Genomic DNA, 10000 nt, shown 5'->3' with positions numbered 1-10000 from the left:
AAGCGCGAAGATTCTGTGAAGGATATCGGGGCCTTCCTCGACGTTCTTGAGACGGATGCAGGCCTTGATGCCGCGAAGTTTGCGGTCACCGGCGGCTCCTATGGCGGCTATATGTGTTACGCCGTGGGCATCCGCTATGGCGCACGGCTGAAAGGCGCCAATTGTGTGGTGGCCATTTCCAACTTCGTCACCTTCCTCGAAAACACCCAAAGCTATCGGCGTGACCTGCGCCGCGTCGAATATGGCGACGAGCGTGACCCGAAACAAAAGGCCAAGCTGCTGGAGATTTCGCCGATGACGCGGGTCAGCGAGTTGCGGGTGCCGCTGATGGTGGTCACCGGGGCCAACGACCCGCGCGTGCCCAAGTCGGAAGCCGATCAGATCGTCGAGGCCGTGCGCGCCCGCGGCGGTCTGGCCTGGCATCTGGTCGGTATGGATGAAGGGCATGGCTTCGCCAAAAAAGCCAATCAGGACTATCAGTTCTGGACCAGTCTGATGTTCTGGCAGAAGACGCTTTTGGGGCAGTAACACTACCCCCTCTCCCACGCGAGAGGGGTAGTTACAGCATCCCCTTCGCTTTCAGGGCGTCGATCTCTTTGATCAGCCGGGCCTCGTCGCCCGCGCTGACAAGGGCCTGAATGCGATCGGCCCCCAGTTCAGCCAGCACGATGTGGCGGAACTTCATCAGATAGCCGCTGACCTTGGGGTCATAGCCAAAGCGCGGGGCCAGCCTTTCCAGCACGGTGTCGGCGGCTTTTTCGGCGGCACCGGAATGGATATAGCCGGCGTCGGATTCGTTATGGATGAAGCATTCGCGCCAGACGCCGGTTTCGCCGCTCGCTCCGTTGCCCCAGTTGATCTCCAGACCGTTCGGGCCTTCGCGCAGATACCCGGCCTTGACCGGATCAACGCGGGCGATGATGGCGGCAGCCTCCAGCCAGGTGGCGACCTTTGCGGCGCCGTCACCGACCGGGGCCGTGTGGGCGCAGGCCTGCGTGATCACCAGACGCGGCGACAGCTTACGCGCCATGCTCTCAGACAGGCCGAGCACATGGTGCGCGCCCGTGCCATTGGCCCCGCCGATGCGCAGTTCGGGCAGGGTGGTGCCGTCGGTCTGCCATTGAAAAACCAGCGCCTTGGCCCAGTCGTGCCACAGGGCGGCGGCCGAGACGAGGCTGGCGTCCACCGGCAGGCCCGCGCTTTCGCTGTAGAGCGCCGACAGGGCCGCGCCGGAGCGCTGATTGAAGCGTTCGTGCTCCGGCAACCCGCCGGGCCAGCCGTGGTGCGAATGGACGGGCCCGCCGGGGGCCGCCACAAAGGGCTGAGCGAGGGTGGGGCAGGCACTGCCGTCGGCGGTCACCGGCGGGAAGACCCCGGCGGTGGTTTGCGGGCCGGTATCGGCGACGAAGCCGCGCGCCGCCAACCGCGTGACGAGGACCGACTTGCCTTCGGCGGTCAGTCCGGCGCGATGGCGCAGGCAGGTGTTTGGCGACAGGGCGTCAACCGTTGCCGCGCGAATCTGCGGGTCCGTCAGCCCCTGAGCGGTTTGCTGCAAGCTCTTGTAATCCTTACGCGCCCGCTCGGCCACGTGGGGTTCGGCGGCCAGGACCGGTGTCGTGCTCAAAAGGACGAGGCTCAGGGCGATACGCTTCATTTCACTCTCTCGATCAGGGCCATGGCGGCGTGCGGGTTCTTCACCTTGTCCCCGCTGATGACATAGGCGAAGACGTCGCGCCTTTTAGCGCCGTTTTCGTGACGGTTTCTTTCGCCGACGCAGGCAATATCCTCCGGCACCGTGCCGTTTTCGATGGCCTTCAGCCGCCCGGACCACTCATCGAGTGCTGATTGCGCGTAGCCGATCGGCTCGTTTTCCTCGGTGCCCAGCAGGCGCAGATAGGCGAAGTCCGCCGTCTGATCGCCAATCTGCGGGAAGTCTTCGTCAAAGGCATTGACCACGGCGACCTGATAGTGGCGCGCCATGTCGATAAACTCCGGCGTCTGAAAGGTCGGGCTGCGCACTTCGACCGCGTGGCGCAGGCGCACCCCGTCGTAGGAAGCGGGCAGAAGTTTCAGAAAAGCCTCGAAATCTTCGGCATCGAACTTTTTGGTGGCCATGAACTGCCAGTTGATCGGCCCCAGCTTGTCCTTCAGTTCGGTGACGCCGGAGGTGATGAATTTCTCAATCGACTCGCCGGCTTCGGCCAGCACGCGGCGATTGGTGGTGTAACGCGAACCCTTGACGCAAAAGATGAACCCTTCCGGCGTCTCGTCGCGCCATTTGGCGAAGGTTTCCGGCTTTTGCGCGCCGTAATAGGTCGAATTGATCTCGATGGAGGTCAGCTTGCGGCTGGCATAGTCCAACTCTTTCTTTTGCGACAGGCCGTCGGGATAGAAGGTGCCGCGCCACGGCTCGAAGTTCCAGCCGCCGATACCGATATAGATGCTCATGCCTGCCTCCGTTTAGGGTCGGGCCACTATCTACGGCGAATGGACAGGCGCTGTCAGTATGAAAAAGCGGTAGGGTTGCGCCGACATTGTCGCTAAAGTGCCGCCATGATGTCTGTGACTGCTTCCAAACGGCTGGCCGCCTATCATCTGTGGCTGGCTGAGCGCCCCGAACCCAGTGCCGGGATTATGGCGGGGCTTCAAACCGCCCGTCCCATCCGCCTCGATGCCGAGGGGCTGAGGGCCGAAGGCTGGGAGGGCGATATGCCGCGCGGCTGGGCCGTGCAGGCCGGTGAACCGCTGCGTATCGGGGGCTATGACGAGGATCGCGGTATTTACGACAGCGACGTCTTTGCCGGAGACGGCGGCGAACGGCGCACCCTGCATCTGGGGATCGACCTGTTCGCTGCGGCGGGTTCAGAGGTGTTTGCGCCTTTGTCCGGGTCTGTGCATTCGTTTCAGGATAACAATAATATCAAGGACTACGGCCCGACGGTTATTGTACAACATGAACCAAGGCCCGGCCTGACCTTCTGGACGCTGTACGGGCATCTCAGCCGCGACAGTCTCGACGGTCTGTTTGCGGGCAAGGTGTTCAACGCGGGCGACAGGCTGGCGCGTCTGGGCGATGACAGCGTTAATGGCGGCTGGTCGCCGCACCTGCATTTTCAGGTCATTCTCGACCTGGGCGGCCGGTCGGGCGACTTTCCCGGCGTCTTTAAACGCTCCGAGCGCGACCCGTGGACACAGGTCTGTCCCGACCCCAGACCGCTTTTGGGGCTGACGCACCTGTGATAACGCCGCTGTATGCCGACGACAGCGTGCTGGTCTTCGATAAACCGGCGGGCCTGCTGTCTGTGCCGGGACGTTTGCCGGAGAACAAGGATTCGCTGGCCCTGCGCGTGCAGGCCCTGTGGCCGGACGCCCTGATCGTGCATCGGCTGGATATGGCCACCTCTGGCCTGATCCTGATGGCGCGGGGGGCTGAGCCGCATCGCGCCCTGTCCATCGCCTTTGCGGAACGACAGGTCACCAAGCGCTATGTGGCGGTGGTCGCCGGGGAAGTGGCCGCCGAGCAGGGGGAGGTTGATCTGCCGCTGATCTGCGACTGGCCCAATCGCCCGCGCCAGAAGGTCGATCATGAGGTCGGTAAACCCTCCCTGACCCGCTACACGGTTTTGGCGCGCGAGGCGGGGCGCACCCGCGTGGCGCTGGAACCCGTTACCGGGCGCTCGCATCAGCTCCGGGTGCATATGATGGCGCTGGGCCATCCGATACTGGGCGATGAGTTTTATGCGCCGGATGAGGTGCGCGCGCTCAGCCCGCGTCTGCAACTCCATGCCGAATATCTGGCATTTCCGCATCCGGCCGACGGGCGCAGGATCGAGGTCGCCGCCGCGCCCGCGTTTTGAAACTTACCGGTTTCTTATGGGCGGGCGGGCTTCCCCGATGGGATCGCTATGCGTGTCGCGTCATAGTGACGGGGTGAGAGTTCTCATTGAAGTCTTTTCTGGGTGACTTCCCTGAGCCACTGCCCCTTCCGGCCTCCCGGAAGGGGCTTTTTTATGGGCTATTTCACCACCGCACAGGCGACACGCGCCCCGGCGCCCCCGATGGGCTGGCTCGAATAGTCGTCGGGCGAAGCGTGAACGACGACCGCCGCGCCGTCAGCGTCTTTCAGGGCCGACTTACCGGCGGTGGGCGCATAGCTGACCAGCGACGAGAAGATTTCCGCCTTGGCCACGCCGTCCTTACCGGCATAGATATTGGTCAGGTCGCCATCGTCATTGGCGGCGGGGTTCAGCAGGCCGTGCACCAGTGCGCCGTGGCTGGCGTCATGGACGTGGCCGCCGGAATTCTGGAACTTGGCCGTGTCGCCGCAGTCGCCCTTGGCGTGGAAGTGTACGCCGTGCCAGCCTTCGCTGAGGCCCGTCGCTTCAATACGCAGGATGACGCCCTTGGGGGCCGGGGTGACGGTGACCGTGCCGATGGTCTTGCCATCATTGCCGATCAGGTCTGACGTCGCCGGGGCGGCAAAGACCGGTGTGGCAGCGGCGATCAGGGCCGCGGCGAATGCGAATGTGCGCATGGGAATTCCTTCTCTCATCAGTCCCGCCCGCCCGTAGTCTCTCATGCTTGCGAACGGTTATCAATTGGTCTGTGCGGTTTTACGCGGAGAGGAAGATGATCCGTCGGCTTGACGCCTTCACAGAGTCGGTGTCCGTTCGGGCCATTCTACCGTGCAAGAGGATATATCTTATGACAGCCACCCCCAACACGGAGGGCATCAGCCTCGAACCCGGCTGGAAGGCGGCGCTGACGCCGGAATTCCACAGCCCGTATATGCAATCGCTCAAGGCCTTTCTGAAAGACGAGAAGGCCCACGGCAAGCGCATCTTCCCCAGGGGCAGCGAGTATTTCCGGGCGCTGGACCTGACGCCGCTGGATCAGGTCAAGGTCGTCATTCTGGGGCAGGACCCCTATCATGGCGAAGGTCAGGCGCACGGCCTGTGTTTCAGCGTGCGGCCGGGCGTGCGTATCCCGCCGTCTCTGGTCAATATCTACAAGGAGATGCAGAGCGATCTTGGCATCCCGCCCGCACGGCATGGCTTTCTGGAACACTGGGCGAAGCAGGGTGTGCTGCTGCTCAACAGCGTGCTGACGGTTGAGGAGGGCAAGGCGGCGGCGCATCAGGGGCGCGGCTGGGAAAAGTTCACCGACGCCGTTATCGCCCGCGTCAATGATTTACCGCAACCCGTCGTCTTCATCCTGTGGGGGGCCTATGCGCAGAAAAAAGCCGCCTTTGTCGATGCGTCGCGCCATCTGGTGCTGAAATCGGCGCACCCGTCGCCGCTGTCGGCGCACAACGGCTTTCTGGGCAGCCGGCCCTTTTCCAAAACCAATGACTGGCTAAAGGCGCAGGGCGTGACGCCTATCGACTGGAAGCTGCCGGACAATCCTCTGGACGCATAAAAAACCCCCGCCGGAGACACGCACCGGCGGGGAGATTTTATCGAAAACGCTTTGTTTTAAGCGTGTTACGCGGCGCGCAGGCGCTGCACGAAGGCCACGACCTCGCCTTGCAGGTCGGCGGAGCGTTCTTCCAGTTCCGACGACAGACCCAGCAGTTGCTGCGCGGCGTGGCCGGTCATCTGGGCCGCCTGATCGACGCCCGTAATGTGGCCGGTCACATCGCGCGTACCGGTGGCGGCGCGGTTGGTATTGGCGGCGATTTCATTCGTCGCCGCACCCTGTTGTTCGACCGAGGCCGCAATTGAGCCGGTCAGGCCGCCAATGGTTTCGATCGTGCGGACGATGGCGTCGATCGAGCCCACCGTGACCGCCGTCGCCGACTGGATTTCCGAAATCTTGGCACGGATGTCGTCGGTGGCCTTGGCGGTTTGCTGCGCCAGTTGCTTCACTTCGGAGGCGACGACGGCAAAGCCCTTACCGGCTTCCCCGGCGCGCGCCGATTCGATGGTGGCATTGAGCGCCAGCAGGTTGGTCTGGGCGGCGATGGCCTGAATGAGGTTGATGACCTCGCCGATCTGCTGAGCGGCGGTCGAGAGCGTCTGAATGGCCTCTTCGGTCTTCTTGGCTTCTTCGACGGCGCTTTGCGTCACCTCGGCGGTGCGCACGACCTGATGGTTGATTTCCCCGACGCTGGCCGACAATTCCTCGGTAGCGGCGGCGACGTTTTGCACATTGTTGGCGGCGTCGATAGCGGCCTGCGACACCGAGGCGGCACGGTGCGACGTGTCTTCTGCCGTTTCGTTAAGGCCGCGGGCGGCTTCGGCAACCGTGCGCGACGAGGAGATAAAGCGCGTGGCCAGTTCGCCCATGTGCTTTTCAAACTCGGCCGCGATGCGGTTACGTTCGGCCATCAGCTCCTGATAGGCGCGCTTTTCGGCCATCTGCTGCTCGACCTTGAGCTGCTCGGCTTCGGCGGCGCGGTCGCGCAGGACGCGGATCGAACGCCACAGGCTGCCGATCTCGTCCTTAGCCGTATGCTCCGGGATCGGCGTGTCATAGGCGCCTTCGGAGATACGCGTCACGCTGCGGTCGATATTCTGGATCGGGCGCGAAATGACCTTGATGGCGACCCAGAGGGAGACGGCCAGAAGGGCCAGAATGCCGGTGACGGCCATCAGCAGGAACAGGTTGGAGCGGGTCTGACTATAGCTAGCCACCTCGGCCTGCGATTTTTCCAGATCGGCGCGGATGGTGGTGACCATCGCGTCGATGTCTTTCTGGAAGCCCGAGCGGTTGGCGCGGTTGGCCTCGTTATTGCCCAGCGTATTGGCTTCTTCCGGAGAGACATCACGGCCGACGCGGGCGATTTCGCGGCGGAAGGTGATGAATTGCTGCGCCTTGGCTTCGACGGCGGCAAAGGCTGGCAGTTCATTGGGTTCAAGCGTAGCCTTCCACGAGGTCAAGAGCGCCTGCATATCGTCGAGGCCCTTATCGACGCCATCGGCGAACTTCTTGGCCTTTTCGGTGCTTTCGGCCATGTAGACGCCGCGCGATTCCATCACCACAAGCGTCACGAGGCGGTTGAGCTTTTCGCCGTTATAGGCGTTCTGGTTGGCATTGCCGTAGCTGGCCAGGATTTTGTTGTAGTCGCCGATGGTGGCCAGCCCCAGACCGGTAATGGCCGAAGCGATGATGGCGAAGGCGGCGACCAGCGCCAGAATCTTGAACTTGATACTCATCTTTTCTTACCCCGAACTTTGATCCGAAGATGTGGCCGCCCGCGTGTAAAGCGGGACGGCGCACGTCCCCGTTCAATAACAGGGTTACAATCTAGGCTCAGAGTCTTAAGGCTTTCTGACCGACCAATTGAGATCACAAAATTTTGTTTTGTAATACAACATGATACATATGGTTGCTGTTTACCTTAAGCGGGTGAAGCCGAACCTGAGCGCCGGGCGGCTTTTATAGGGGGTAAACGCCGGTTAGGGCTTGCCCCGCATCCAGCAGGGTCTTAGGTTTGGCAGCAGATTTAGGGAGACTGCCATGAAGACCCGTGCCGCCGTCGCGTTTGAAGCCAAAAAGCCCCTCGAAATTGTCGAGGTTGATCTGGAGGGGCCGCGTCACGGCGAAGTGCTGGTTGAGATCAAGGCGACGGGTGTGTGCCATACCGACGCCTATACGCTGGATGGGCTCGATTCCGAGGGGCTGTTTCCCTCCATCCTCGGCCACGAAGGGGCGGGCGTCGTGCTGGAGGTCGGCCCCGGTGTCACCTCGCTGAAACCCGGCGACCACGTTATCCCGCTCTACACGCCGGAATGCCGTCAGTGTAAATCCTGCCTCAGCCGCAAGACCAACCTGTGTACCGCCATTCGTGGCACGCAGGGCAAGGGGCTGATGCCGGACGGTACGTCGCGCTTTTCGTATAAGGGTCAGGCCATCCATCACTATATGGGCTGTTCGACCTTTGCCAATCACACGGTCCTGCCGGAGATCGCGCTGGCCAAGATTCGCCCGGACGCGCCGTTCGACAAGGCCTGCTATATTGGCTGCGGCGTGACGACCGGCGTCGGCGCGGTGATCCACACGGCGCAGGTCGAGCCGGGGGCCAATGCTGTGGTCTTTGGGCTGGGCGGTATCGGCCTGAACGTCATTCAGGGGCTGAAGCTGGTCGGGGCGGACAAGATCGTTGGCGTCGATATCAACGACTCCAAGGAAGAGTGGGGCCGACGCTTCGGCATGACCCACTTCGTCAATCCGAAAAAGGTGTCGGGCGACATCGTCGCGCATCTGGTCGAGCTGACCGGCGGCGGGGCGGACTATACGTTTGACTGTACCGGCAATGTCGAGGTCATGCGTCAGGCGCTGGAGGCCTGCCACCGCGGCTGGGGCGAAAGCATCATTATCGGCGTGGCACCTGCCGGGGCGGAGATCAAAACCCGCCCGTTCCAGCTCGTCACCGGGCGCGTGTGGAAGGGCTCGGCCTTTGGTGGCGCGCGCGGTCGCACCGACGTGCCGAAGATCGTCGATTGGTACATGGACGGCAAGATCGAGATCGACCCGATGATCACCCACACCCTGCCGCTGGAGCGCATCAATGAGGCCTTCGACCTGATGCACGCCGGCGAAAGCATCCGGAGTGTGATCGTATTCTGATGGAAGAGGACGACGATTTCGAAATCGAGCACGTCGAACCCTATAGCTGCGTCTTCTGTTCCGAGCCGATCGAGGACGAAAACGCCGCCGTGACCCTGACCGCGACGTGGATGCCGCACTGGCGCGCCGCCAAGTTTTCGCCCTTGGCGCAGGACTTCTGGTGCCATTCCGCGTGCCTGCAAAAGAACTGGCACGGGTCGTGGCCGTGGGAGCCACACGTCCTGTTCGGTGTCGATACGGGCGATGACCGCGACTACGCCGAATCGCTGGCGCTGACGGTGGCGCGCCCCGAAGACCGCGCCGATATCGAGGACATGCTGGGTCTGGCCTATGAAGAAGGCCTGCACCGGTCCTACGGCTCTGATCTGGTCGAGGAGGTGCTGCCGTTCCTGACCGTGCTGGATCCGGCGCTGCTGACCTGTGGTACTTTCTACGTCATGGCCGATATGGACGGGCAAATCGCGGCGTGCGGTGGCTTCACCCGCGAAGCCCCCGGCTCGGGCGAAGTTATCGAAGGCGTCGCCCATATCCGCCACTTTGCCACCCATCCGGACTTTGCCGGATTCGGTGTGGGCAGCCGCCTGTTCCAGCACTGCCTCAAAGAGGCCAAGGCGGCGGGCCTGCGTGAGTTTGTCTGCTATTCGGGGCTCAATGCCGAAGGTTTTTACCGGACGCTGGGCTTCAAGCGCGAAAATCTGATTGAAATTCACATGGCCGAGGGCGTCATCCTGCCCGGTATCCTGCTGCGCCGACTGATCTGAGGGTTTAATCATGGACATTACCGCGCAACACCGCCTGTTCGGAGGCACGCTGAGCTTTGTGAAGCACGACTCGGCGGCGACCCAGACGCCGATGGCGCTCAGCGTCTTCGTACCCGAAGGCACGGGGCCCTTCCCGGTGCTGATCTGGCTGTCGGGCCTGACCTGCACGGCCAACAATTTCACGGAAAAGGCCGGGGCCTATAAGCGTGCGGCCGAACTGGGCCTGATGATCGTGGCACCGGATACCTCACCGCGCGGTGAGGGGGTCGCCAATGATGAGGCCTATGATCTGGGGCAGGGGGCGGGCTTCTACGTCAATGCCACGCAAGGCCCGTGGGCGGCGCATTTCCAGATGGAAACCTACGTCACGCACGATCTGCTTCAGCTGATCGCGGCGGAATTTCCGGCGGATATGAGCCGCGTTGGTCTGTTCGGCCATTCGATGGGCGGGCACGGCGCGCTGACTCTGGCCATGAACTATTCGCACCTGTTCAGATCGGTTTCGGCCTTCGCGCCCATCGCCTCGCCCGTCCACTGTCCGTGGGGGCAAAAGGCGATGGAGGCCTATCTTGGCCCGTCGCATGAGGCGTGGGAAACATACGACGCGGCCTTACGTCTGGCCAGGGGCAAGGCCCTGCCGTTTGATGAAATTCTAGTCGATCAGGGGC

The 10000-nt window shown here is 62.6% G+C and carries 11 protein-coding genes; 7 read left to right on the top strand and 4 right to left on the bottom strand.

The annotated features are described in order from the left end of the window. The coding region (locus LDL37_RS01285; RefSeq protein WP_290793199.1) for a prolyl oligopeptidase family serine peptidase at positions 1-528 on the top strand (528 nt) is incomplete at its 5' end. A gap of 31 nt (positions 529-559) precedes the next feature. Here the strand turns inward: LDL37_RS01285 and LDL37_RS01280 are convergent. Both LDL37_RS01280 and LDL37_RS01275 read right to left on the bottom strand, forming a co-directional pair. Further along, entirely contained in the window at positions 560-1654 is a 1095-nt protein-coding gene (locus LDL37_RS01280) for a hypothetical protein (protein ID WP_290793197.1), read from the bottom strand. After that, positions 1651-2448 carry a DUF72 domain-containing protein gene (locus tag LDL37_RS01275; RefSeq protein WP_290793194.1) on the bottom strand — a complete coding sequence of 266 codons (798 nt, stop codon included), beginning with the start codon at positions 2446-2448 and terminating at the stop codon, positions 1651-1653. Before LDL37_RS01275 ends, LDL37_RS01280 begins: the two co-directional genes overlap by 4 nt. Before the next feature lie 105 nt (positions 2449-2553). On the opposite strand from LDL37_RS01275, the gene LDL37_RS01270 reads away from it, so the two are divergent. Together LDL37_RS01270 and LDL37_RS01265 are read left to right on the top strand one after the other, a co-directional pair. Next, the gene (locus LDL37_RS01270; protein WP_290793191.1) at positions 2554-3240 is read left to right on the top strand and encodes a peptidoglycan DD-metalloendopeptidase family protein; all 687 of its coding nucleotides are present in this window, start codon (positions 2554-2556) and stop codon (positions 3238-3240) included. Then, the gene (locus LDL37_RS01265; RefSeq protein ID WP_366509202.1) at positions 3237-3857 is read left to right on the top strand and encodes a pseudouridine synthase; all 621 of its coding nucleotides are present in this window, start codon (positions 3237-3239) and stop codon (positions 3855-3857) included. Before LDL37_RS01270 ends, LDL37_RS01265 begins: the two co-directional genes overlap by 4 nt. Positions 3858-4015: 158 nt before the next feature. Here the strand turns inward: LDL37_RS01265 and LDL37_RS01260 are convergent, their stop codons facing one another. Next, positions 4016-4534, bottom strand: coding sequence for a superoxide dismutase family protein (locus tag LDL37_RS01260; protein WP_290793189.1), 519 nt, complete (start codon positions 4532-4534; stop codon positions 4016-4018). Between the two features lie 170 nt (positions 4535-4704). Here LDL37_RS01260 and ung point away from each other — a divergent pair, with 170 nt between their 5' ends. Continuing rightward, on the top strand, positions 4705-5418 hold the full coding sequence (ung, locus tag LDL37_RS01255) for a uracil-DNA glycosylase (protein ID WP_290793186.1): 714 nt from the start codon (positions 4705-4707) through the stop codon (positions 5416-5418). 65 nt (positions 5419-5483) lie between these two features. Here ung and LDL37_RS01250 read toward each other — a convergent pair whose 3' ends face one another. Further along, positions 5484-7157, bottom strand: coding sequence for a methyl-accepting chemotaxis protein (locus tag LDL37_RS01250; RefSeq protein WP_290793183.1), 1674 nt, complete (start codon positions 7155-7157; stop codon positions 5484-5486). A 304-nt stretch (positions 7158-7461) separates the two neighbouring features. On the opposite strand from LDL37_RS01250, the gene LDL37_RS01245 reads away from it, so the two are divergent. From LDL37_RS01245 to fghA, 3 genes are all read left to right on the top strand, one after another. Continuing rightward, positions 7462-8571: an S-(hydroxymethyl)glutathione dehydrogenase/class III alcohol dehydrogenase gene (locus LDL37_RS01245; RefSeq protein WP_126423998.1), complete on the top strand. Its 1110-nt coding sequence runs from the start codon at positions 7462-7464 to the stop codon at positions 8569-8571. Beyond that, on the top strand, positions 8571-9332 hold the full coding sequence (locus LDL37_RS01240) for a GNAT family N-acetyltransferase (RefSeq protein ID WP_013480538.1): 762 nt from the start codon (positions 8571-8573) through the stop codon (positions 9330-9332). Before LDL37_RS01245 ends, LDL37_RS01240 begins: the two co-directional genes overlap by 1 nt. A gap of 10 nt (positions 9333-9342) precedes the next feature. Next, positions 9343-10000 (top strand): S-formylglutathione hydrolase (gene fghA, locus LDL37_RS01235; protein WP_290793176.1); only part of this gene is annotated, 658 nt, incomplete at its 3' end.

The organism is Asticcacaulis sp. (assembly GCF_020217185.1).
In the GTDB taxonomy this organism is placed as follows: Bacteria; Pseudomonadota; Alphaproteobacteria; order Caulobacterales; family Caulobacteraceae; genus Asticcacaulis.
The sequence above is the reverse complement of the archived record's forward strand: the minus strand, read 5'-3'. Positions and strand labels throughout refer to the sequence as shown.

Coding starts and splice junctions, on each gene's coding strand:
- LDL37_RS01260 (WP_290793189.1), bottom strand. CDS start 4,534: ATGCGCACATTCGCATTCGCCGCGGCCCTGATCGCCGCTGCCACACCG.
- LDL37_RS01245 (WP_126423998.1), top strand. CDS start 7,462: ATGAAGACCCGTGCCGCCGTCGCGTTTGAAGCCAAAAAGCCCCTCGAA.
- ung (WP_290793186.1), top strand. CDS start 4,705: ATGACAGCCACCCCCAACACGGAGGGCATCAGCCTCGAACCCGGCTGG.
- LDL37_RS01275 (WP_290793194.1), bottom strand. CDS start 2,448: ATGAGCATCTATATCGGTATCGGCGGCTGGAACTTCGAGCCGTGGCGC.
- LDL37_RS01240 (WP_013480538.1), top strand. CDS start 8,571: ATGGAAGAGGACGACGATTTCGAAATCGAGCACGTCGAACCCTATAGC.
- LDL37_RS01280 (WP_290793197.1), bottom strand. CDS start 1,654: ATGAAGCGTATCGCCCTGAGCCTCGTCCTTTTGAGCACGACACCGGTC.
- LDL37_RS01250 (WP_290793183.1), bottom strand. CDS start 7,157: ATGAGTATCAAGTTCAAGATTCTGGCGCTGGTCGCCGCCTTCGCCATC.
- LDL37_RS01270 (WP_290793191.1), top strand. CDS start 2,554: ATGATGTCTGTGACTGCTTCCAAACGGCTGGCCGCCTATCATCTGTGG.